This window comes from Bacillus sp. 007/AIA-02/001, from assembly GCF_004634455.1.
GTDB classification, from domain to species: domain Bacteria; phylum Bacillota; class Bacilli; order Bacillales; family Bacillaceae_G; genus Bacillus_A; species Bacillus_A cereus.
This window is the reverse complement of record NZ_SEIY01000020.1, coordinates 53,909-76,278: the sequence shown is the minus strand read 5'-3', so window position 1 is coordinate 76,278 and position 22,370 is coordinate 53,909. Positions and strand designations below refer to the sequence as shown.

Below are 22,370 nucleotides of genomic sequence, written 5' to 3'. Positions count from 1 at the left end.
TGGGGCCTTAGCTCAGCTGGGAGAGCGCCTGCCTTGCACGCAGGAGGTCAGCGGTTCGATCCCGCTAGGCTCCACTTATATTAATATCATTTATGGCGGTGTAGCTCAGCTGGCTAGAGCGTACGGTTCATACCCGTGAGGTCGGGGGTTCGATCCCCTCCGCCGCTACCATAAAGGACCTTTAGCTCAGCTGGTTAGAGCAGACGGCTCATAACCGTCCGGTCGTAGGTTCGAGTCCTACAAGGTCCACCATTAGACGTATATATCTCGGAGGTATACCCAAGTTCGGCTGAAGGGATCGGTCTTGAAAACCGACAGGCGGCGAGAGTCGCGCGGGGGTTCGAATCCCTCTACCTCCTCCATTTTTTCTAAAGTGAATATTTTATCATCGCGGGGTGGAGCAGCACGGTAGCTCGTCGGGCTCATAACCCGAAGGTCGCAGGTTCAAATCCTGTCCCCGCAACCAAATGGTCCCGTGGTGTAGTGGTTAACATGCCTGCCTGTCACGCAGGAGATCGCCGGTTCGACCCCGGTCGGGACCGCCATTTTTTACATAAAGGCTCGGTAGCTCAGTCGGTAGAGCAGAGGACTGAAAATCCTCGTGTCGGCGGTTCGATTCCGTCCCGAGCCACCATTTTGAAATCAAGAGCCGACTTAGCTCAATTGGTAGAGCAACTGACTTGTAATCAGTAGGTTGGGGGTTCAAGTCCTCTAGTCGGCACCACTTTCAAAATGAGCCATTAGCTCAGTTGGTAGAGCATCTGACTTTTAATCAGAGGGTCGAAGGTTCGAGTCCTTCATGGCTCACCATTTATAATTTAATGCGGGTGTAGTTTAGTGGTAAAACAAGAGCCTTCCAAGCTCTGGTCGAGAGTTCGATTCTCTTCACCCGCTTTTCAATTATGGGCCTATAGCTCAGCTGGTTAGAGCGCACGCCTGATAAGCGTGAGGTCGATGGTTCGAGTCCATTTAGGCCCACCATAATTGTTCCGCAGTAGCTCAGTGGTAGAGCTATCGGCTGTTAACCGATCGGTCGTAGGTTCGAGTCCTACCTGCGGAGCCATATTTATAGAGAAGTACCCAAGTGGCTCAAGGGGCTCCCCTGCTAAGGGAGTAGATCGCGAACGCGGTGCGAGGGTTCGAATCCCTTCTTCTCTGCCAGAACTGGCCCGTTGGTCAAGTGGTTAAGACACCGCCCTTTCACGGCGGTAACACGGGTTCGAATCCCGTACGGGTCATACTAAAAGAGATAGCATAATCTGCTATCTCTTTTTTGTTGTATAAAAGTGAACTTTGGATAGTCTGCTTTTTTATGCAATAGAAGAAATATGAAGTATGGGCTGTTGCAGTTGGGTATATAGAGCCGTAAATACAATCATGTTGTTTATTTACCCCAGCTGTATGGCTGTAGCCTCCTACACTTGGAGAAACGGATGAAAATACATCCGGGAGCTACTGTGGAAAATAAATAATATATAGAAGAAGCTGCCTCTCAATAGGGTGACCTACTGGAGACAGCTTTTTTATGTTGTCATTATTGTCGAGTTTTGTCGGTAAGTCGATATATTGCAAAAATCGCTGATATATTTGGAGTTACGGTCGATATATTCTAAAAATCGCCGATATAATTTCACTTACCGATGAAAACCACAAGAAAAACCCTTTCACAATCTAAAGAAAACGCCTCCATTGAAATGGATTCCACACCTATTCCAATAACTTTACACTCTATGTGAAAAAGTTCACAAATAGGTCATAATTTGTGAAGTAATTCACAATAATACGTGCTACAATATGAATGTAAAGAAGTTAAACAACATTAAATTAGTATTTTAATTAATTACTTAAACAATCATAAAAAAATATATGTGAACAATAGAGAGGGGAAATTACCATGAAAAAAGGTATCAATCGTGTAGTATTAGTAGGAACAGGAGCTGTAGGTTGTAGTTACGCTTACTCAATGATCAACCAAGGTGTAGCTGAAGAATTCGTATTAGTAGATGTTAATGAAGCAAAAGCAGAAGGGGAAGCAATGGACTTAAGCCATGCGGTACCATTCTCTCCATCACCAACAAAAGTTTGGAGCGGTAGCTATGCAGATTGTAAAGATGCAGATTTAGTTGTTATCACTGCTGGGTTACCACAAAAGCCAGGTGAAACTCGTTTAGACTTAGTTGAGAAAAATACAAAGATCTTTAAACAAATCGTTCGCGGCATTATGGATAGCGGATTCGATGGAATCTTCTTAATCGCAACTAATCCAGTTGATATTTTAACTTACGTAACTTGGAAAGAATCTGGTTTACCGAAAGAGCGCGTAATCGGTTCTGGTACTACTTTAGACTCTGCTCGTTTCCGTTACATGTTAGGTGACTACTTAGATGTAGATCCACGTAACGTTCATGCTTACATCGTTGGTGAACACGGTGACACTGAACTTCCAGTATGGAGCCACGCTACTATCGGTGTACAAAAATTAGAAACAATCTTAGCTAACAACGAACAGTACAAACAAGAAGACTTAGACAAAATCTTCGAAAACGTACGTGATGCAGCTTACCATATCATCGAGCGTAAAGGTGCAACTTACTACGGAATCGGTATGTCACTACTTCGTGTAACTAAAGCAATCTTAAACAACGAGAACAGCGTATTAACTGTATCTGCATACCTTGAAGGTCAATACGGCGAGAAAGATGCTTACGTAGGTGTTCCAGCTGTAATTAACCGCGAAGGTGTACGTGAAATCGTAGAACTTGAGCTAAATGAAGAGGAAAAAGTGAAGTTCGCTCATTCTGTAAAAGTATTAAAAGAAACAATGGCACCAGTACTATAATAATTGCTAAATAATTCAGAGGTGGGAAACTGCTTCTTACCTCTGAACTTATATAATTTAATATAAATTCCTTTTCCGGTTTCCCTTGTATATCCCCAATATACCCCTTTTGCTGGATAAGGGTCGTTTATAGAAAAGAGCACTCTATTTTACGTAGAGTGCTCTTTATTATTCCGCTATTTGCCGGGCAGTAAAAACCCACTGATTAAAGTTTCATTTTATTATTTTTTAGGTGTTAATCCTAATTTCTTTAAAATATCTGCCAGTGTACCGCTTTTGGATTTTTCTACAGGTGTTTGTGATTTAGATGCATCTGGACCTTTTTTCAAGAAGTTCCTTTCAACGAAGCGAATATCTTTTTCGTCGACAATACCATCTTTATTAAGGTCTCCGTCTTTTACAGTTACTCCTTTTTTACCATAGTTGCTAGCGATAATTTCAGCATCTTTAATATCGATTACTTTATCAGCATTTACATCGCCGGTAAGGTTTTCGTCAGGTCTTGCATAATAATATTGGCCAAGCAGCTTACCGTCTTTTTCAGTACCAAGTTTCGTTGTTAGGCGGCTTGTTAAATGTCCTGGCACCTCTACATATAAGTTATAGTCGCGTTTATTAACTGGAAGTCCATTTAGTTTGAAGTATCCGTATTTATCTAGTGAGCCTTCAAACTTATGACGGTAAGAATCAGTCGCATATACTTTTACGCCAAGCTTTGTATAATCGAACTTTTCATCTAAATATTCGCGTTCATTTAAGAACGCACCAGGTTTAATATTTCCTTCTACTAGTGAGTTTAAGGACATAACTGAGAATGTTTGATCTTGAAGTACACGCATTCTATTTGGTTCTGATTCACCTTGTTTCCAGTAAACAAAAATTGGTGACTCTAATTGGGCGTTTGCTTCATAAAATTCATCATTTTCTACTTTGAAAGTTACATCAATGAACGGGAAATCACCATCTAATCCAGCAAAGTTTTTGTCATCGATAGCGCCGCCAACTGTAACAGAACCTGCCTCTAATTTCGGTTCATTTACTTTTGCGGTTACTCCTTTTTCGGAAAGTAGCTTTTCAAAAGCAGGATTAAATTTCGCATTTCAATAACATTGTGACAAAAAATATTGAGAAACATTTTTTTATGACAGATTATTTTGTTTTGATTTTGAGTGGAAAATAGCATGAAAAATAGGATAAACATAATAAAATAAAGGTTGAGAAAAAATAATTGGTAAAAATATAGAAGAATAATAAAGCGTTTTCAATGAATATTCGTCAAAATTCGATATTTTACACGGAAATGTGAAGAAAAACTAACATTTTTAAGAAAAAAACGAATGTTTTTTATAAATTAACAAGGATATTGCAGTTTTTCGCAGAAATAGTTAAAGTATAAAAAATTCTGTCATCTAAGTGAGGTGAGCATATTGAGTGTAATAAATTGTGAAGAAGTGAAACGAGATGAGTTTCATACAGAAAAGTACTATGAAAGTTATAACATCTTTGGCGCACATGTTGTGACGGAAGATGAGATTCAAGGGGTACGATTTACAGTCTGGGCTCCTCATGCGAAAGCAATGAGTGTTGTTGGAGATTTTAATGAGTGGGATTATGAGCAACATAAGATGCTACAAGTGACAGAAGAAGGGATTTGGTCCTTATTTATACCGCATATTGAAGAAGGAGAAATATATAAATATGCGATTGAAACGTTGGCTGGTGACGTCATTTTAAAGGCAGATCCGTATGCTATATATGCAGAAGTAAGACCGAATACGGCATCTGTAGTTTTTGATATAAAAGGATATGAATGGAATGATAAAAACTGGAATCGTAAGAAAAAGAAAAAACCGATTTATAAAGAAGCGATGACAGTTTATGAATTACATTTTGGTTCTTGGAAAAAGAAAGAAGATGGAACACTATATTCTTACAGGGAAATGGCAGAAGAACTCATTCCGTATGTGGTGGAACATCAATTTACACATATTGAAATTATGCCGCTTGTTGAGCATCCATATGATCGTTCTTGGGGATATCAAGGAACGGGATATTATGCAGCGACGAGTAGATTTGGTACACCGCATGATTTAATGTATTTTGTCGACGAATGTCATAAATATGGAATCGGTGTCATTTTAGATTGGGTACCGGGGCATTTTTGTAAAGATGCTCACGGTTTATATTTGTTTGATGGCACACCGACCTATGAATATAAAGATAAAGATGTACAAGAAAATCTAGTATGGGGAACTGTCAATTTTGATTTAGGAAAGAGAGAGGTACGTAATTTCTTAATTTCAAATGCGTTATTTTGGATGAGATATTTCCATATTGATGGTTTCAGAGTAGATGCAGTTGCGAACATGTTGTACTGGAATAAAGAAGGACAAGAGCAAAGTAATGAGTACGCTGTGTCATTTTTACGGGAGTTAAATGAAGCAGTGTTTGCAGAGGATGAAGATTTTCTTATGACGGCAGAGGATTCAACAGCTTGGCCACTTGTAACAGCACCAACGTATGAAGGTGGGCTTGGATTCAATTACAAATGGAATATGGGCTGGATGAATGACGTGCTGAAATATATGGAGTGTGCGCCAGAGTACAGAAAATATATTCATGAGAAAATGACGTTCTCTTTACTATATGCTTACTCTGAAAACTTCATATTACCCCTTTCTCATGATGAAGTCGTTCATGGGAAAAAGTCGTTATTAAATAAAATGCCAGGTGATTACTGGGATAAGTTTGCTCAGCTTCGTTTGTTATATGGATATTTCTTTACTCACCCAGGAAAGAAATTACTTTTCATGGGAGGAGAATTCGGGCAGTTTGATGAGTGGAAAGACCTTGAAGATTTAGATTGGAATTTACATGATTTTGAAATGCATCGTTATATGCATGATTACTTTAAAGAGCTCATAGCATTGTATAAGCGCTCAAAACCACTTTGGCAGCTTGATCATTCGCCTGAAGGTTTTCAGTGGATTGATGCTAATAATAACGAGCAAAGTATTTTCTCGTTTATCCGCCAAGGGGATAAACAAGAAGATGCGTTAGTTATCGTATGTAATTTTACGAAAGCTACATATGAAAACTATAAAGTAGGTGTACCAGATTTCGAGTATTATAACGAGATTTTAAACAGTGATGCACAGCAATATGGCGGTTCGGGACAAGTGAATAAGAAACGTCTTAAGACGATTCTAGAACCGTACCATAATCAAGCAGCACATGTAGAGATTACAATTCCACCATTTGGCGTATCCATATTACGACCAGTGAAGACGAGAAAGGGGAGCAAAAAACAAGATGGCTCAAAAACAAAAGTGCGTAGCAATGTTACTAGCAGGGGGAAAAGGTAGTCGTTTAAGTGCATTAACAAAGAATTTAGCCAAGCCAGCTGTTCCATTTGGTGGTAAATATCGCATTATTGATTTTACGCTAAGTAACTGTGCGAATTCTGGTATTGAAACGGTTGGGATTTTAACGCAATATCAACCACTCGAACTTCATAATTATATCGGAATCGGAAATGCGTGGGATTTAGACCGAGTAAACGGTGGGGTCACAGTCTTACCTCCTTATGCGGAGTCTTCAGGGGTTAAGTGGTATACAGGTACGGCAAGTGCCATTTATCAAAACTTAAACTATTTAAGTCAGTATGAACCGGAGTATGTTCTCATTTTATCAGGCGACCATATTTATAAAATGGATTACAGTAAGATGCTAGATTACCATATTCAGAAAGAATCGGACGTATCCATTTCTGTTATTGAAGTACCTTGGGATGAAGCGAGTCGCTTTGGCATTATGAATACAAATGAAGAAATGGAGATTGTTGAGTTTGAAGAGAAACCACAATTTCCAAGAAGTAATCTTGCATCAATGGGAATCTATATTTTTAATTGGTCAATTTTGAAAGAGTATTTAGAGATGGATGCAAGAAACCCTGAATCTAGTAACGATTTTGGAAAAGACGTACTTCCGCTTTTATTGGATGAAGGGAAGAAGCTAATGGCGTATCCGTTTGAAGGATATTGGAAAGATGTTGGAACGGTGAAGAGCTTATGGGAAGCGAATATGGATTTGCTTCGCGATGAAACATCACTGAATTTAAACGATCGTAATTGGCGTATTTACTCTGTCAATCCAAACGAACCGCCTCAATATATTGCTGAAAAGGCGAAAGTAGAAGAATCGCTTATTAACGAAGGGTGCGTCATTGAAGGGGACGTGAAGCATTCTGTGTTATTCCAAGGAGTGACGGTGGAAGAAGGAAGTATGGTGATTGATTCTGTCGTTATGCCAGGGGCTAAGATTGGTAAAAATGTTGTGATTGAAAGAGCGATTGTTGGATCAGAAATGGTTATCGAGGATGGAACAATCATTCGTCCAGAAAAGAATGTTGATGATGTAGTATTAATTGCTGAAGGGAAATAGAAAAGGGGGATGAAATGAATGGGAGAAAAAATGTTAGGAATTATTAATGCAACGGGAAGTTTTCCTTCCTTAAAGAAAGTAACAGGGCATCGTTCACTAGCGGCGTTACCGTTTGGGGGCCGTTATCGACTCATTGATTTCATGCTTTCAAATATGGTGAATTCTAGTATTCATAGTGTGGCAGTTTTTACAAGCCATAAAAATCGTTCGTTAATGGACCATGTTGGTTCAGGAAAACAGTGGGATTTAGATAGAAAACGAGACGGACTATTTTTATTCCCGCCAAACTGCCAATGTGACCAAGATGAATTTGGGTCTTTTGCACACTTTAGAAGACATATTGATTATTTTCTAAGAAGCAGAGAAGAGTACGTTGTTATTACGAATAGCCATCTCGTAACAGCATTAAATTTTCAAGCGGTGTTAGAGCGACATATACATACGGCAGCTGATATTACGGAAGTTTGCTATGAAGGGGTTTCACTTCAAACATATGTGTTAAAGAAACAATTATTGTTAGACTTATTTGAGTCATATAAAGATGTGGAACAATACAGTTTATTTGATGTAGTGAGAGAAAAGCGCGGGAAATCATTACACATTGCTACATATGAACATACTGGATATGTAGCAATTATTGACTCGATTGAAAGTTACTATAAACATAGCTTAGAAATTTTGCAACCTGCTATTTGGAAGCAATTATTTAAGAAAGAAGCACCGATCTTTACGAAAGTAAAAGATGAGCCACCAACTCGTTATTTAAAGGGTGCAGTCGTGAAAAATACAATGATTGCAAACGGTAGTATTATTGAAGGGGAAGTCGAAAACAGTGTTGTTTCTCGTTCAGTTAAAATTGGAAAAGGTTCAATTATTCGTAACAGTATTATTATGCAAAAGAGCCAAATTGGAGATAACTGTATAATAGATGGTGTTATTATTGATAAAGATGTGAAAATTGGTGACGGTGTCGTATTAAAAGGAAACGCCGATGGGCCGTATGTTGTAGAAAAAGGAAGCGTACAAAACAGTACGATTAATAGTTATTCTTAAAAGAATCAGTGGGGGCTTTTTCCTCCACTGATTAAAGTTTTAATTCAAATGAAAACTCGAAGGGAGGAAGCTGCAAGAGGAGTAATAAAAACTTTTCGCGCAGTGGGACAACAAGTGAATATTTTATTTGCAGTATCAGAATGTGTACCGTTTGTGAAATCGGGAGGATTAGCTGATGTAGCGGGTGCGCTCCCAAAAGAGCTGAAAAAATTAGGAGTGGACGTGCGTATTATACTTCCGAATTATAGTCTCATTCCGCAAAAGTTAAGAGATGGATGTACGTTACATAAAGTAATTAACGTCCCTCTTGGGTGGAGAAATCAATATTGTGGAATTTTAAAAGGTGAGCAAGACGGAATTACGTATTACTTAATAGATAATGAATATTATTTTAAGAGAGATTCTCTGTATGGTCATTATGATGACGGAGAGCGTTTTTCTTATTTCTCAAAAGCGGTGTTAGAGTGTATTCCGCACCTTGATTTTGAAGTGGATGTTCTTCATAGCCACGATTGGCATACGGCTATGGTTAATTTCTTACTTCGTGAAAAGTATCAAGATAACCCGTTATATGAGCGTATTAAAACGGTATATACAATTCATAACTTACAGTTCCAAGGTGTATTTCCTCCTGAAGTAATGTACGACTTGTTAGAACTTGGTGATGAATATTTCCACAGTGAGCAGTTAGAGTTTTATGGGAATGTGAATTTTATGAAGGGCGGTATTATAGCTTCAGATCAAATTACAGCAGTTAGCCCGACATATAAAGAAGAAATTCAATATGAATTTTTCGGTGAGAAGTTAGATGGATTGCTGCGAAAATATAATGATAAGCTTAGCGGCATTGTAAATGGTATTGATACGAGCGTATATAATCCAGAAACAGATTCGTATATTAAGGCTCAGTATGATGCAGAGTCATTATATGAAAAGAGTGAAAATAAACGCGCCTTGCAGCGTTATTTTGGTTTGCCAGAAAAAGAGGATACACCAATTATTTCAATGGTAACGAGATTAACGAAGCAAAAAGGTCTTGATTTAGTACGTACTGTATTCCGCGAAATAATGGAAGAAGATGTACAATGTATTATTTTAGGATCAGGTGATTCGGAATATGAGCAATTCTTTGAATGGATGGCATATGAGTATCCGGAGAAGGTAAAAGTTTATATCGGATTTAATGAAGAATTAGCTCATCAAGTGTATGCAGGAAGTGATTTATTCTTAATGCCATCGCTGTTTGAACCGTGTGGACTTGGACAACTTATCGCATTAGCATACGGTACGATTCCAATTGTAAGAGAAACAGGTGGATTAAACGATACGGTACATTCTTATGATGAAGAAACTGGAGAAGGAAATGGTTTTAGTTTCACGAATTTTAATGCACATGACATGCTGCATACGATTCATCGTGCAATTGAATTCTATCACGATAAACCGGTATGGGAGCAGCTTGTAAAACAAGCGATGACTGAAGATTACAGCTGGGAGCAATCGGCTCTTGCTTATAAGGAATTATATAAAAGTCTCATGGAATAACATGTAGGTGGTGAAAAAATGTTTACTCATGTTGAAAGTTTTAAATCAACTTTTCTAGAAAAGTTAGAGACGATGTATGGTAAAAGTTTTAAAGATTCTACAACTCGTGATCAATATAATACACTCGGCCATATGGTACGTGAGTATATGAATAGTCAATGGATTGCAACGAATGAGAGTTATCGATCCGGAGAGCAAAAGCAAATGTATTACTTGTCTATTGAGTTTTTGCTTGGACGTTTGCTTGGAAGTAACATCTTGAATTTAGGTATTAGAGATGTATGCGAGCAAGGGTTATCCGAACTAGGGATTTCGTTACAAGAGTTAGAAGAAGTGGAAGCAGATGCAGGCCTTGGTAATGGTGGGCTTGGACGCTTAGCAGCCTGTTTTCTCGATTCACTTGCATCTTTAAACTTGCCAGGACACGGCTGTGGAATTCGTTATAAACATGGTTTGTTTGATCAGAAAATTGTTGATGGTTATCAAGTCGAATTTCCAGAACAGTGGCTTCTTCATGAAAACGTATGGGAAGTAAGAAGGCATGATCAAGCTGTAGAAGTAAGTTATTTCGGCAATGTTGAACCGCTAGAAATTGACGGGCGTTTAGAGTTTAGGAATACAAATGCAGAAGTCATTATGGCCGTGCCATATGATGTGCCGGTAGTTGGCTATGAGACGAGTACTGTAAATACACTTAGACTTTGGAATGCTGAACCAGTTCCTTTCCCGCAAAACTGCAAAGATATTTTGAAATATAAGCGTGAAACAGAGGTTGTATCGGAGTTTTTATATCCAGATGATACGCATGATGAGGGAAAAATACTTCGTTTAAAACAACAGTATTTCCTCGTATCAGCAAGTTTGCAAAATATCGTTCGAATGCATAGAGAAAGATATGGTGACCTTCGTCAACTACATGAAAAAATTGCGATCCACATTAACGATACACATCCGGTTTTAGCAATTCCGGAACTGATGCGTATTTTACTAGACGAAGAAAAGTTAGCATGGGAAGAAGCTTGGCACATAACGACGCAGACGATTTCTTATACGAATCATACGACGTTATCAGAAGCGCTCGAAAAGTGGCCAATTCACATTTTTAAACCGTTATTACCGAGAATTTATATGATTATTGAAGAGATTAATGAACGTTTCTGTCATGAACTTTGGGAACAGTATCCGTATGAGTGGGATCGTATTGAAGCAATGGCGATTATTGCACATGACCTTGTGAAAATGGCTCATTTAGCGATTGTCGGTAGCCATAGCGTAAATGGTGTAGCGAAAATTCATACGGAAATATTAAAGCAGCGGGAAATGCGATTGTTTTATGAATTTTATCCAGATAAGTTTAATAATAAGACGAATGGAATTGCTCATAGGCGCTGGCTTATGAAAGCAAATCCACAGTTAACAAATCTCATTTCAGAGGCGATTGGAACAGAGTGGAAGAAAGAACCGATTAAGCTTCAAGAGCTACAATTAGTTCAATATGATGCGAGTTTCCAAGAGAAATTTGCAGAGGTAAAGCAAGAGCGTAAAGAGATTTTAGCGGAGCGTATTCATAATACAATGGGGATTACCATTGATCCAAATTCTATTTTTGATGTGCAAGTGAAAAGATTACATGCTTACAAACGACAATTATTAAATGTTCTTCATATTTTATATTTGTATAACCGTTTGAAAGAGGATGCTAGTTTTACATTTTATCCGCGTACTTTTATTTTTGGAGCGAAAGCATCACCTGGCTATTATTACGCGAAAAAAATTATTAAATTAATAAATGAACTCGCAAGAAAAGTAAATAATGACCCGTATGTCAGTCAATATATGAAAGTTATCTTTCTAGAAAACTATCGAGTTTCTTTAGCAGAAGATATATTCCCGGCGGCGGATGTAAGTGAACAAATTTCAACGGCGAGTAAAGAAGCATCGGGAACAGGTAATATGAAATTTATGATGAATGGTGCGATTACACTCGGAACGCTAGACGGTGCTAACGTTGAAATAAAAGACCGGGTCGGTGATGATAACTGTTTTATTTTCGGTTTAACAGCAGAAGAGGTTCTTCATTACTATCAAAATGGTGGATATCGTGCAAGTGATTATTATCACCACAATGGGCACATTAAAAAGGTAGTAGATCAGTTAACGAATGGTTTCTTTGCACAGTCGGGAGCCGAATTTGAAGCAATTTACGATTCTCTCGTTATTCAAAATGATGAATATTTTGTTCTGCGAGATTTTGGTCCATATGCTGAAAGACAAGAAGCTGTCGGTAGAGCTTATGAGAACCGAACGAAGTGGCTAGAAATGTCGATTTTAAATATTGCACAGTCTGGTCATTTTGCGAGCGATCGAACGATTTTGCAGTACAGTAATGAAATTTGGGGTATTGGTAATACAGTTAAACAGTTTTAAAGAGGTTGCTATATTGGGAGATATATTATCGATTTACCAACAGAAATGGATATTAATAAATAAAACGTGCTTAATAAAATTAAGCTCGTTTTATTTATTTTGCTTAAGAAAGAAATGGAACAGTGGTATATATGATACCTGCCCCATCATACTCTCCTGTCGCAAAGTATGAAAATGTAAAGAAACCTGTAACCGTAAAAATTACAATAAGGAAAAATGCGAAGATAAATTTTAACATGTAAGGTCCCCTCATCCAAAAATAACTTCATAGATTATTATAGTATACGAATATTTTATTTCCAATTGTTTACTGGTTAAAAATGAGAAGTCAGACATGTTTTGTATGTTGTAATGGAATGATTATTTGTAATGGATTTTGTGTTTTTTGTAAATGTCATGTTGTGATGGACGTGTGCATACTCCCAATCATGATCATTAAAATTTATGTTTCGGGGAGGGAGAAGTGGAACGACATCGAATAAGTTGACGAAACGAAAGCTACTAGCTACTTGTAGTTTATAATAATTTCGAAAAGCGATATCTCCTACTTTTGGAGAAGCGAATGTATAAAGTCCATACTGTGCGAAGGCAGTATTTATACGTGCATCTAATATGTGTAATGTGGCAAGCGCGCCACCTAGACTATGCCCAGTAGCTAGCAGTTTTTTATGTGCTGGCAATGATACGAGCATATCCATAATAGAATCACGACAAGACTCATAAATAGAGAGAAAACCGTTATGGACATTTCCGCCATTTAAAGCATAAGGATAAGGTTTTTGATTGACGAGAGAATCAATAATCCAATCTGGATCTGTTTGAGTGCCTCTGAAGGCAACGATAATTGTATCCTCAGATTCTAATATAAATCCGAACCATTCTGTTGTTTGAATGGCCTTTCCTTGAAAACCTTGTACATATTGAAAACCATCTGGTATTTCGAAAATACCATTTTGTTTATATTGTTCATACGTTAACTCACAACAAGAAGCTAACAGTATGGCAGTGTCTTTATCAAAGGATAAAGGAGTACGCATTAAGGTAGCCCTCCTTAAGAAAAGGTATAGTTTAATATATGCGGTGAGGAACTTGATTCATTCTTTTGGAGGTGGGGAATAGCTTGTATCGCTTACCTAAATCAGTGGAGGAAATTATAATGTCAAAATAAAACAGTGCCTGATAAGGACACTGTTTACTCTTTTTCATCTCAAGGAATCGACTTTTTTAGTTATTCTTAATGAACTGACGCATGCGTTAGTTGCATAAGTAAGAGGTTTGAAAAAATAGCCTGTATATATTTGAATGATGAATAACTTACCTATTTTCTTGTGTTTGTTTGCGTTACATACAGAAAAAATTCGGAAAATAAAACATATTATTTATCTGTTTGTTTTTGCTTCTTTTTCAAATACTCCGTACGCAATTTTTCAAGTTGCTGCTTTTTATCAAATTTGGCAGGCTTCTGTTTTTCATGGAACTTTGCCACAGCTACCTGACTTTTGGAATCCAATTGATATTTTCCCACTTTGTTCACCTACTTTTCTTGTCTCTAAAGAGAATCTACTCAACAAATATAATATACCTTATTTTCCTTAAGTAAACCTTATTACTTTATTTTAACTGCTTTTTCTCGTTTGTAGACGTAAATTAAAACACCCTTTCACTTTATTACTGCAAGCAAGGGTGTTTTAATTTTATTATTTTATTAGTTGATGGCCATTCCCACATAAGGGCACAGTTTACTCTTTCCCATCTAATAAACGACCAAGGCCACCTAATACACTACCTTCGCCAGTACTTTGCGCTGCTGGGCTTGTAAGGCGTGCTGCTAATCGGCTAAGTGTTAAGGACTGAATCCAAACTGTTCCAGGTCCTTCTAACGTTGCGAAGAATAAACCTTCGCCGCCAAATAGAGCTGTTTTTACTTTTCCAACGAACTCGACATCATAGTTAATGTCTTTTGTCATAGCAACAAGACAACCTGTATCAATGCGAAGTTTCTCACCAGGTTTTAATTCACGTTTATATACAGTTCCACCTGCGTGCATGAAAGCAAGACCGTCACCTTCAAGTTTCTGCATGATAAAACCTTCACCACCGAAGAAACCAGTTCCTATTTTTTTCGTAAATTCAATTCCGATAGAAACACCTTTTGCGGCACAAAGAAAGGCATCTTTTTGACAAACTACTTTTCCTTGATATTCTGTTAAATCTACAGGAATAATTTTACCAGGATAAGGAGCAGCAAATGAGACGTGGCGTTTGCCGTGACCTGTATTTGTAAATACAGTCATAAACATACTTTCGCCTGTAACGAGACGCTTACCAGCGCCCATTAATTTTCCGAATAAACCTCCAGATGGGCCAGAACCATCACCGAAGATTGTTTCCATTTCTATGTAATCTTCCATCATCATCATTGCGCCAGCTTCTGCGATCACGCTTTCTTCTGGATCTAACTCAATTTCAACAAACTGCATATCATCTCCGTATAACTTATACTCGATTTCATGTGCTCTCATTTTTTTCACCTCGTATGTAATAGATACTTATATTGTACAGAATTTAATAGGATTAGAATACTTTAGTTTTGTTAATTTTCAAATAAAGTGGAACAAACCAAAACTGATTATCAGCTCCCGCCAATCAAGCTGTCCGCAAATACCGGGCTAAAATATGAATATGGAAATTCAACATTATATTAAAATTATAAAAAAATGGTGGAATGAAAGTGTTCTCATTTGACGTTTTTGATATAGCGTGATATAGTGAAATCACTATTGAGCTACATAATGTGGTACGGAAATAAAGCACGTTGAATTAAAGGCTGTAAGCTTGTTATACATTCATGTCCTTTATATCCACCTTTTCATGTGGATTCATAGTTTCATTTTTATTTAGGAGGTACATGACATGCAAACAGGTAAAGTTAAATGGTTCAACAGCGAAAAAGGTTTCGGTTTCATCGAAGTTGAAGGTGGAGACGATGTATTCGTTCACTTCTCAGCTATCCAAGGTGACGGATTCAAAACTTTAGAAGAAGGTCAAGAAGTTTCTTTCGAAATCGTTGAAGGTAACCGTGGACCACAAGCTGCTAACGTTACAAAAAACTAATTAGCTAGCGATAAAAAGCATTCCGATTTTCGGAATGCTTTTTTTTATTCTTTGGAACTCGACTCATTTGAAGATAATTCGCCCTTAAAGGTACGCTCTTCAAAGTCATCAAGCATTTGCTCATATTCTTCATGTTCTTCCGTAGCGAAAACTTGCGGATTTTTTCCATACATATCTGTACCAATAAAGTTTTCGAAATCCTCTACGTAGCCTACGTTTTCTTCACTATTTACGTACATGCCATTATAGTTTTTCGAATCTTGTCTTTCTAAATCAGATGGTGTTTCAGATGTTCCGTAATTAGCAACATCTTGCCATGCATCTTCTGCATCATATTCAACAGAACGATCTTCATCATGTTTGTGGAAAGAAGGAGATAACACTTCTTCTTCGACTGGTCGTGTATTCATATTTAGCTTATTTGTCGCGTGCTGGATGCATGTTGTAGCAGTCGGCATTGCTTCTAATCTTTCAAATGGAATTTCTTCGCCAGACACTTCGCAAATGCCGTACGTACCCGCTTCTATTTTTTGCAAGGCATGTTTCGTATCCTCTAGCTGTTTATGCCAAAGTTCAATAAGCCCGAAGTCTTTTTCACGTTCATATAGCTCTGTTGCCATATCAGCTGGATGGTTATCATAGCTAGATAATTCTCCAACAGACTCACGTTCAGATGCACGATCTTCATTTTCGTGTGTTTGTATCGTTTGCTCTAGTTCGTGTTTTTGTTTTTCTAAAACGGATTTAAATTGATTTATTTGTTGTGGAGTTAACATAGTCGTCCACCTTCCTACAATTCAGTTTCTTTACATAGTATGAGCGTTGCGAGTAGGAATTATGAGATGAATTTCAGATATGAAAAAGGAGCCGCATAAGCAGCTCCTTTTATAGAAAGTATCCAAGTAATAATCCGATTCCCATGAGGAGACCGAAGATCGTATTTGTTTTTGCTGTTGCAATCATCGCAGGTACCATTTCCATTGGAATGCTTTTGCCGATAAAGCCTTTCGTTGCTTTAAATGCTTTCGGTGCACTTAAAAATACGATAAGCATCCATGGTGATACGATGCCCACGATAATTAAAGCAATTGTCCAAATGTAGGAAACGATGAACATAGAAGCAAGTACACCAACCGCTCTTTCACGTCCAACGAGAATTGCTAACGTTTTACGACCGTTTTCTTTATCGCCATCTAAGTCACGAATATTATTAGCTAGTAAAATGGCACCAATTAAAATGGAGCTTGGAATAGATAGTAAAATGACTTCTGATGTTACAGTTCCAGTTTGAATAAAGAATGAAATTCCAATAATGATAACACCCATAAATAATCCGGCTGTTAACTCTCCAAATGGTGTATAGGCAATGGGAAGTGGGCCACCCGTGTAAAGGTAAGCAACGGCCATACAAACAAGACCGATTGCAGCAAGCCACCAGCTAGAATTCATACAAATATAAACACCTAATAGTATTGCGATGCCGAAAAATCCAAATGCTAAGTTAAGCACTGTTTTTGGCTGAATGCCATCGCGAACGATAGCGCCGCCGATACCAACTGAACCTTCGTGATCGAGTCCTCTTTTATAATCAAAGTATTCATTAAACATGTTTGTTGCTGCCTGAATGAGAAGACAAGCAAGAAGCATTATAAGGAAAAGAGGGAGATGGATTTGATTTATACCTCCGACCTGCATTGCATAGGCTGTTCCGATGAAAACAGGAACGAAAGCTGCTGTTAATGTATGGGGACGTAGTAAACTCCACCAAATGCGCCAGCCTGTTTGCTTGCTTGGTTTTGGCGCCGTAGGAGAGGAATTCGCTTCGACGTTCATTTCCATGTTGAATCCTCCTTTGGTCACATATTGTACACAACTAAGTGTAGAAAAAGCATCATTTAGTGTCAACGTTTATTTTCTAGGAAGAGAAGGTGAATTTCTCAGAAATGCTAAACGTTGACAGGCCTTTCGTTTGAGGTGTATCTTAAAATCAAGCGTAATTATGACTATTTTTCGCCCATAGGGGGGAGACAATTGTGATTCAAACGAAACAAAAAGGCTTGCAAGAAGTTCTTAGTGCAGCCATTAAGCATGCAACTGATGAAAAAATATTGGTTAGTTTTGTAAAACAAATAGACTGGATGGATCCGCTTCTGTTTTATGCAGCAGGAAAAAGGATTGCATTGGAAAATAGATGTTATTTTGCAGATCCAGCTCAGCATGTAATATTTGCTGGAATTGGCTCTGTTTTCACTATAGCAAATTCTTCTCACAAACGCTTTCAAGCGGCTCGTGACGAGTGGGATAAAGTAAAAGAGAAAGCATTTGTACAAAGAGAAAAATATGAATTTGGAACAGGTCCTCTTTTATTTGGTGGATTTTCATTTGACCAAGAAAAAGAGAAAACGGACTTATGGAAAGAATTCGATGATACGACATTTTCACTACCAGCATTTTTATTAACTGTAAAAAATGAAAAAGCATGGTTAACGATGAATACATTCGTTTCAGCAACAGATTGTGCAGAAACTCTTTATAACGAAATTGTTTCTTTAGAAGAGAAAATTTTTGGGGAGAGTAAATGTGCATTAGAAGGATCGAAATTAACAGTTACTTCTAAAGTGGAAGTGGATCCGAAAGGCTGGATGAAAGCCATTGAGAAAGTGCAAGATGAGATGAAGCAGGGTAACGTGCAGAAGGTTGTATTAGCGAGGGAGCTAAAAGTAGAAATGGATCATCATATTGATTCTGCTCTTGTTTTAGAAGCACTTCGCATTGGGCAACCGGATTGTTACGTATTTTCTTTTGATTATAAAGGAGCATGCTTCTTAGGAGCGACGCCAGAGAGGTTAATTCGCAAAGAAGATGAGAAGTTTACTTCGATGTGTCTTGCTGGTTCAACTGGTCATGGTCAATCTATAGAAGAAAGTAAGCGAAATAGTAATGCGCTTCTTCATGATGAAAAGAATTTAGCTGAACACGGTTATGTTGTGAACATGATCAGGTCGGTATTAAATGAGCACTGCGAATACGTTAATATTCCGGAGAGTCCAGGTCTATTAACAACGAAAAACTTAATTCATTTATATACGCCTGTAGAGGCAAAAGGCACTGCGAGTCTTTTAACGATGGTAGAAGAATTACATCCAACACCAGCTCTTGGCGGGACACCTCGTTTGGAAGCGATGAAACTGATTCGTGATGTTGAATTGTTAGACAGAGGATTATATGGTGCACCGATTGGCTGGATAGATGATGAAGGAAATGGTGAATTTGCGGTTGCACTTCGCTGCGGATTATTAAATGGCGAGAAAGCATCCTTATTTGCCGGTTGCGGGATTGTAATTGATTCAGTACCGCAACTTGAATATGAAGAGACAAGTTTGAAGTTTAGACCGATGCTTGGTGCTTTGGAGGAATTAATGAAATGAACAATCATATAGAAGCATTATCATATTATTTAGGCGCGTTCGTGGATGAACTGACGCGTCTAAATGTATGTGATGTTGTCATTAGTCCAGGCTCACGGTCAACGCCGATTGCTCTACTAATGGAACAACACGAAGGAATGAACACATATTTACATGTAGATGAAAGATCTGCAGGATTTTTTGCGCTCGGTATCGCAAAAGCGAAAAAACGTCCGGTTGCATTATTATGTACGTCAGGAACGGCAGCAGCGAACTACTATCCAGCTGTATGTGAAGCTTTCCATTCACGAGTGCCGCTTATCGTCTTAACAGCAGATAGACCGCATGAATTAAGAGATGTCGGTGCACCACAAGCGATGAATCAATTTAATTTATACGGTACGTTTGTGAAGCAATTTACAGAGATGGCACTTCCAGAAGCGAGTGAAGCGATGTACCACTACGCTCGCATGACAACGCAGCGCATGATAGCAAGTGCTTGTTTAGCGCCGCAAGGACCTGTTCATCTTAATTTTCCAGTTCGTGAACCGCTTATCCCGGACTTTTCATTAGAAAGTTTATGGGATAAAGGACGCGGGGAATATACAGGAGTAGTTCAGCAAGGGAACGTGGTGATGCCGAGTGAATATGTAGATTCTCTTGTAGGGCGCCTTTCACATATGGAAAAGGGGCTTATTATTTGTGGAGATGATAGTCATTCAGAAATCGCAACGTTTGCAACGCAACTAGCTGAAAAAACGGGATACCCAATATTAGCAGACCCACTTTCTAATATTCGTAGCGGACACCACGATAAAACGATGGTAATCGACTGTTATGATACATTTTTACGAAATGAATTGTTAAAAGAGACGTGGAAGCCGGACGTTTTAATTCGTTTTGGTGGTATGCCTGTTTCGAAAGCATTAACGCAGTTCATTAAAAAACAAACGAAAGCTGTTCATATCGTTGTTGACGAATCTGGACAATGGAGAGATCCAGCTCTTGTTGCGACAGAAGTTGTACAGGCAAGTGATATTGCATTTTGCAGTACATTAATAGAAAAAATGCCAGTTATGAAAAAGAATGATTGGCCCCAAATGTGGCAACATATAAACGAAAAAACGAAGGAAACGCTTCGTGAAATGGAAACATATGAAACTGCATTTGAAGGAAAAGTCATTACAGATATTGTACGCGTATTACCAGAAGGAGCAACGTTATTTGCGAGTAATAGTATGCCAATTCGTGATACAGATTCATTCTTCTTCACATCAGATAAAAATATTCAAGTGATGGCAAACCGCGGTGTAAATGGGATTGATGGCATCATTTCGACAGCTTTAGGAGCGAGCATGATTTGCGATCCGCTCGTATTAGTCATCGGTGACTTATCATTCTATCACGATTTAAATGGACTATTAGCTGCAAAATTACATGAATTAAATATAACGATTGTCGTTGTAAATAATGATGGTGGGGGTATTTTCTCATTCTTACCACAATATGAGAAAAAGGAACACTTCGAATCGTTATTTGGAACGCCGATTGGGCTTGACTATGAGCATGTTGTTAAAATGTACGGTGGTTCATTTAGCCGTGTAAATGGTTGGGAGCAATTCCGGGAGGAAGTACAAAAGGGAGCAACGACAGAAGGTTTACACGTTGTAGAAATTTGTACGAACCGTGATGAAAACTTAACGTTGCACCGTACGTTATGGGCAAAAACACAGGACGTAATTACTACATCATTGCAAGGTGAATCAAAATGAAAGTAACGCTGCAAGGTGTATCGTATGAATATGAAGTAGTCGGAAGCGGGGAACCACTTCTACTTCTTCATGGTTTTACGGGAAGCATGGAAACGTGGCGTTCTTTTATCTCTTCATGGAGTGGGCAGTTTCAAGTTATTGTAGTGGATCTTGTTGGACACGGAAAGACCGAGAGTCCTGAAGATGTTGCGCATTATGACATTCGAAATGTGGCATTGCAAATGAAAGAACTATTAGATTACCTTCATATTGAAAAAGCACATATACTTGGCTATTCAATGGGCGGTAGACTGGCGATTACGATGGCGTGTCTATATCCAGAATATGTACGTTCTCTTTTATTAGAAAATTGTACAGCTGGACTCAAAAGTGAAGATGAGCGAAAAGAACGCTGTGAAAAAGATGAGCGACTTGCCGATAAAATTGAGCGAGAAGGCATAGAAAGTTTTGTATCGATGTGGGAAAATATTCCGCTGTTTGAAACGCAAAAACGTTTAGCAAAAAACGTACAAGAAGCGGTGCGAAAAGAACGACTTGCTAACAATCCAAAAGGACTTGCAAATAGCTTGCGCGGCATGGGAACAGGGGCTCAGCCTTCATGGTGGGATGAGCTACACAACTTGAAAATGCCTGTTCTTTTAATGAACGGAGAGCATGATGAAAAGTTCTTTCGCATATTAAAAAACATCGAAAAATGCGTCTCTGACGCGAAATTTGTCAAAATTGATGGTGCTGGCCATGCAATTCATGTGGAACAACCGGAAAAGTTTGATACAATAGTAAAGGGATTTCTAAAAACTATGCAGTGATGCTTTTTTCAGTTAAGAATGAAGTTACACTTATAGAGGAGATCAGAAATATACAAGGAGGTAGTTGTAATGGCTATTGAATGGGTAAAAGAAGGCAATTACGAAGATATTATTTATTCAACATACAATGGTATCGCAAAAATTTCGATTAACCGTCCTGAAGTACATAACGCATTCCGTCCAAAAACGGTAATGGAGTTAATCGACGCTTTTGCACAAGCTCGTGATGATGCAAATGTTGGCGTTATCATTTTAACAGGTGAAGGTGGACGTGCATTCTGTTCTGGCGGCGACCAAAAAGTTCGTGGTCATGGTGGATATGTAGGTGACGACCAAATCCCACGTCTAAACGTATTAGACTTACAACGTCTAATTCGTGCAATTCCTAAACCAGTTATCGCAATGGTAGCAGGTTATGCAATCGGTGGAGGACACGTACTTCATATCGTATGTGACTTAACAATCGCTGCAGACAACGCTGTATTCGGACAAACAGGTCCTAAAGTAGGAAGCTTTGACGGTGGATACGGAGCTGGTTACTTAGCTCGTATGGTAGGCCACAAGAAAGCTCGCGAAATTTGGTACCTATGCCGTCAATACAGTGCTGGGGAAGCGCTTGATATGGGCTTAGTAAATACAGTAGTACCATTAGAACAACTTGAAGCAGAAACAGTACAATGGGCACAAGAAATCTTAGCAAACAGCCCAATGGCACTTCGTTTCCTAAAAGCTGCATTCAACGCAGACACAGACGGTCTAGCTGGTATTCAACAACTAGCTGGAGATGCAACGTTATTGTACTACACAACTGACGAAGCAAAAGAAGGTCGCGACGCATTCAAAGAAAAACGCAGTCCGGACTTCGGTCAATTCCCTCGTTTCCCTTGATCAAATCAAAAGCGGAGCCGACTGTTTAGCCTCGTAGGCTAAGGTTCTTTCGCACAGAAAGTGTTTTTTACTT

Annotated in this window: 17 protein-coding genes, 14 tRNA genes and 1 pseudogene; 25 read left to right on the top strand and 7 right to left on the bottom strand. The window is 38.5% G+C overall.

Translation table 11 applies throughout. From position 1 onward, the window contains the following. The first annotated feature begins 1 nt into the window (after nucleotide 1). The 15 genes from ES895_RS25550 to ES895_RS25480 all read left to right on the top strand — a co-directional run bounded on the left by ES895_RS25550 (nucleotide 2) and on the right by ES895_RS25480 (nucleotide 2,839). Nucleotides 2-74 (top strand) — tRNA-Ala (locus ES895_RS25550). Between the two features lie 20 nt (nucleotides 75-94). Further along, nucleotides 95-171: transfer RNA gene (locus ES895_RS25545), tRNA-Met, on the top strand. A gap of 4 nt (nucleotides 172-175) precedes the next feature. After that, a tRNA-Ile gene (locus ES895_RS25540) sits at nucleotides 176-252 on the top strand. A 17-nt stretch (nucleotides 253-269) separates the two neighbouring features. Continuing rightward, nucleotides 270-362, top strand: a tRNA-Ser gene (locus ES895_RS25535). A 27-nt stretch (nucleotides 363-389) separates the two neighbouring features. After that, nucleotides 390-466: transfer RNA gene (locus tag ES895_RS25530), tRNA-Met, on the top strand. 3 nt (nucleotides 467-469) lie between these two features. Further along, nucleotides 470-545: transfer RNA gene (locus ES895_RS25525), tRNA-Asp, on the top strand. A gap of 13 nt (nucleotides 546-558) precedes the next feature. Continuing rightward, a tRNA-Phe gene (locus tag ES895_RS25520) sits at nucleotides 559-634 on the top strand. Between the two features lie 14 nt (nucleotides 635-648). Further along, nucleotides 649-724: transfer RNA gene (locus ES895_RS25515), tRNA-Thr, on the top strand. A 10-nt stretch (nucleotides 725-734) separates the two neighbouring features. Then, nucleotides 735-810, top strand: a tRNA-Lys gene (locus ES895_RS25510). Nucleotides 811-823: 13 nt separating this feature from the next. After that, nucleotides 824-894, top strand: a tRNA-Gly gene (locus ES895_RS25505). Between the two features lie 10 nt (nucleotides 895-904). Further along, nucleotides 905-981: transfer RNA gene (locus tag ES895_RS25500), tRNA-Ile, on the top strand. Between the two features lie 7 nt (nucleotides 982-988). Continuing rightward, a tRNA-Asn gene (locus ES895_RS25495) sits at nucleotides 989-1,063 on the top strand. Nucleotides 1,064-1,070: 7 nt separating this feature from the next. Beyond that, nucleotides 1,071-1,161, top strand: a tRNA-Ser gene (locus ES895_RS25490). Nucleotides 1,162-1,166: 5 nt separating this feature from the next. Further along, a tRNA-Glu gene (locus tag ES895_RS25485) sits at nucleotides 1,167-1,238 on the top strand. A 656-nt stretch (nucleotides 1,239-1,894) separates the two neighbouring features. Beyond that, nucleotides 1,895-2,839 (top strand): L-lactate dehydrogenase, encoded by a 945-nt coding sequence (locus tag ES895_RS25480; RefSeq protein ID WP_000715340.1) that lies wholly within the window; start codon nucleotides 1,895-1,897, stop codon nucleotides 2,837-2,839. Nucleotides 2,840-3,060: 221 nt separating this feature from the next. On the opposite strand, the pseudogene ES895_RS25470 reads toward ES895_RS25480, so the two are convergent. Then, nucleotides 3,061-3,939, bottom strand: a pseudogene (locus tag ES895_RS25470) (dockerin type I domain-containing protein); the annotation flags it as partial. A 327-nt stretch (nucleotides 3,940-4,266) separates the two neighbouring features. Between ES895_RS25470 and glgB the strand changes: the two are divergent. The 5 genes from glgB to glgP all read left to right on the top strand — a co-directional run bounded on the left by glgB (nucleotide 4,267) and on the right by glgP (nucleotide 12,307). Then, nucleotides 4,267-6,204 carry a 1,4-alpha-glucan branching protein GlgB gene (gene glgB, locus ES895_RS25460; protein WP_000111398.1) on the top strand — a complete coding sequence of 646 codons (1,938 nt, stop codon included), beginning with the start codon at nucleotides 4,267-4,269 and terminating at the stop codon, nucleotides 6,202-6,204. Further along, complete coding sequence (gene glgC / locus ES895_RS25455; RefSeq protein WP_000057606.1) at nucleotides 6,152-7,282, top strand: glucose-1-phosphate adenylyltransferase; 1,131 nt, start codon at nucleotides 6,152-6,154, stop codon at nucleotides 7,280-7,282. The genes glgB and glgC overlap by 53 nt, the downstream gene beginning before the upstream one ends. An 18-nt stretch (nucleotides 7,283-7,300) precedes the next feature. Continuing rightward, nucleotides 7,301-8,335: a glucose-1-phosphate adenylyltransferase subunit GlgD gene (gene glgD / locus ES895_RS25450; RefSeq protein WP_135238737.1), complete on the top strand. Its 1,035-nt coding sequence runs from the start codon at nucleotides 7,301-7,303 to the stop codon at nucleotides 8,333-8,335. A 114-nt stretch (nucleotides 8,336-8,449) separates the two neighbouring features. Next, complete coding sequence (gene glgA / locus ES895_RS25445) at nucleotides 8,450-9,880, top strand: glycogen synthase GlgA (protein WP_023901191.1); 1,431 nt, start codon at nucleotides 8,450-8,452, stop codon at nucleotides 9,878-9,880. Between the two features lie 18 nt (nucleotides 9,881-9,898). Then, nucleotides 9,899-12,307, top strand: a complete 2,409-nt coding sequence (gene glgP / locus ES895_RS25440) for a glycogen phosphorylase (RefSeq protein ID WP_135238736.1) — start codon at nucleotides 9,899-9,901, stop codon at nucleotides 12,305-12,307. A 103-nt stretch (nucleotides 12,308-12,410) separates the two neighbouring features. Here glgP and ES895_RS30040 read toward each other — a convergent pair whose 3' ends face one another. The 4 genes from ES895_RS30040 to ES895_RS25430 form a co-directional block, all read right to left on the bottom strand. Further along, on the bottom strand, nucleotides 12,411-12,545 hold the full coding sequence (locus ES895_RS30040) for a hypothetical protein (protein WP_000911065.1): 135 nt from the start codon (nucleotides 12,543-12,545) through the stop codon (nucleotides 12,411-12,413). Nucleotides 12,546-12,621: 76 nt separating this feature from the next. Further along, nucleotides 12,622-13,344 (bottom strand): lipase family protein, encoded by a 723-nt coding sequence (locus ES895_RS25435; RefSeq protein ID WP_001260111.1) that lies wholly within the window; start codon nucleotides 13,342-13,344, stop codon nucleotides 12,622-12,624. Nucleotides 13,345-13,682: 338 nt separating this feature from the next. Beyond that, nucleotides 13,683-13,832, bottom strand: a complete 150-nt coding sequence (locus ES895_RS29485) for a hypothetical protein (protein ID WP_000521639.1) — start codon at nucleotides 13,830-13,832, stop codon at nucleotides 13,683-13,685. A gap of 214 nt (nucleotides 13,833-14,046) precedes the next feature. Beyond that, a complete protein-coding gene (locus ES895_RS25430) occupies nucleotides 14,047-14,829 on the bottom strand; it encodes a TIGR00266 family protein (RefSeq protein ID WP_001201257.1) in 783 nt (260 codons plus the stop codon). A 391-nt stretch (nucleotides 14,830-15,220) separates the two neighbouring features. Here ES895_RS25430 and cspD point away from each other — a divergent pair, with 391 nt between their 5' ends. After that, nucleotides 15,221-15,421: a cold-shock protein CspD gene (gene cspD / locus ES895_RS25425; RefSeq protein WP_001193054.1), complete on the top strand. Its 201-nt coding sequence runs from the start codon at nucleotides 15,221-15,223 to the stop codon at nucleotides 15,419-15,421. A 44-nt stretch (nucleotides 15,422-15,465) separates the two neighbouring features. Here the strand turns inward: cspD and ES895_RS25420 are convergent, their stop codons facing one another. Next, nucleotides 15,466-16,197: a yteA family sporulation protein gene (locus ES895_RS25420; protein ID WP_000957365.1), complete on the bottom strand. Its 732-nt coding sequence runs from the start codon at nucleotides 16,195-16,197 to the stop codon at nucleotides 15,466-15,468. Nucleotides 16,198-16,306: 109 nt separating this feature from the next. Beyond that, complete coding sequence (locus ES895_RS25415; protein ID WP_065702964.1) at nucleotides 16,307-17,260, bottom strand: 1,4-dihydroxy-2-naphthoate polyprenyltransferase; 954 nt, start codon at nucleotides 17,258-17,260, stop codon at nucleotides 16,307-16,309. A gap of 194 nt (nucleotides 17,261-17,454) precedes the next feature. Here ES895_RS25415 and ES895_RS25410 point away from each other — a divergent pair, with 194 nt between their 5' ends. The 4 genes from ES895_RS25410 (at nucleotide 17,455) to menB (ending at nucleotide 22,297) form a co-directional block, all read left to right on the top strand. Then, nucleotides 17,455-18,849: an isochorismate synthase gene (locus tag ES895_RS25410; protein WP_000616750.1), complete on the top strand. Its 1,395-nt coding sequence runs from the start codon at nucleotides 17,455-17,457 to the stop codon at nucleotides 18,847-18,849. Continuing rightward, nucleotides 18,846-20,600, top strand: coding sequence for a 2-succinyl-5-enolpyruvyl-6-hydroxy-3-cyclohexene-1-carboxylic-acid synthase (gene menD, locus ES895_RS25405; RefSeq protein WP_065702966.1), 1,755 nt, complete (start codon nucleotides 18,846-18,848; stop codon nucleotides 20,598-20,600). The genes ES895_RS25410 and menD overlap by 4 nt, the downstream gene beginning before the upstream one ends. Further along, nucleotides 20,597-21,409 carry a 2-succinyl-6-hydroxy-2,4-cyclohexadiene-1-carboxylate synthase gene (gene menH / locus ES895_RS25400; RefSeq protein WP_000869215.1) on the top strand — a complete coding sequence of 271 codons (813 nt, stop codon included), beginning with the start codon at nucleotides 20,597-20,599 and terminating at the stop codon, nucleotides 21,407-21,409. Before menD ends, menH begins: the two co-directional genes overlap by 4 nt. Before the next feature lie 69 nt (nucleotides 21,410-21,478). Beyond that, the gene (gene menB, locus ES895_RS25395; protein ID WP_000963884.1) at nucleotides 21,479-22,297 is read left to right on the top strand and encodes a 1,4-dihydroxy-2-naphthoyl-CoA synthase; all 819 of its coding nucleotides are present in this window, start codon (nucleotides 21,479-21,481) and stop codon (nucleotides 22,295-22,297) included. Nucleotides 22,298-22,370 lie beyond the last annotated feature (73 nt).

Bases quoted from the DNA above. Each gene is read 5' to 3' on its own strand.
- ES895_RS25430 (WP_001201257.1), bottom strand. From the start codon at position 14,829: ATGAGAGCACATGAAATCGAGTATAAGTTATACGGAGATGATATGCAG.
- menB (WP_000963884.1), top strand. From the start codon at position 21,479: ATGGCTATTGAATGGGTAAAAGAAGGCAATTACGAAGATATTATTTAT.
- ES895_RS25420 (WP_000957365.1), bottom strand. From the start codon at position 16,197: ATGTTAACTCCACAACAAATAAATCAATTTAAATCCGTTTTAGAAAAA.
- glgC (WP_000057606.1), top strand. From the start codon at position 6,152: ATGGCTCAAAAACAAAAGTGCGTAGCAATGTTACTAGCAGGGGGAAAA.
- menD (WP_065702966.1), top strand. From the start codon at position 18,846: ATGAACAATCATATAGAAGCATTATCATATTATTTAGGCGCGTTCGTG.
- ES895_RS30040 (WP_000911065.1), bottom strand. From the start codon at position 12,545: ATGTTAAAATTTATCTTCGCATTTTTCCTTATTGTAATTTTTACGGTT.
- menH (WP_000869215.1), top strand. From the start codon at position 20,597: ATGAAAGTAACGCTGCAAGGTGTATCGTATGAATATGAAGTAGTCGGA.
- glgP (WP_135238736.1), top strand. From the start codon at position 9,899: ATGTTTACTCATGTTGAAAGTTTTAAATCAACTTTTCTAGAAAAGTTA.
- cspD (WP_001193054.1), top strand. From the start codon at position 15,221: ATGCAAACAGGTAAAGTTAAATGGTTCAACAGCGAAAAAGGTTTCGGT.
- ES895_RS25480 (WP_000715340.1), top strand. From the start codon at position 1,895: ATGAAAAAAGGTATCAATCGTGTAGTATTAGTAGGAACAGGAGCTGTA.
- ES895_RS25435 (WP_001260111.1), bottom strand. From the start codon at position 13,344: ATGCGTACTCCTTTATCCTTTGATAAAGACACTGCCATACTGTTAGCT.
- glgD (WP_135238737.1), top strand. From the start codon at position 7,301: ATGGGAGAAAAAATGTTAGGAATTATTAATGCAACGGGAAGTTTTCCT.
- ES895_RS25415 (WP_065702964.1), bottom strand. From the start codon at position 17,260: ATGGAAATGAACGTCGAAGCGAATTCCTCTCCTACGGCGCCAAAACCA.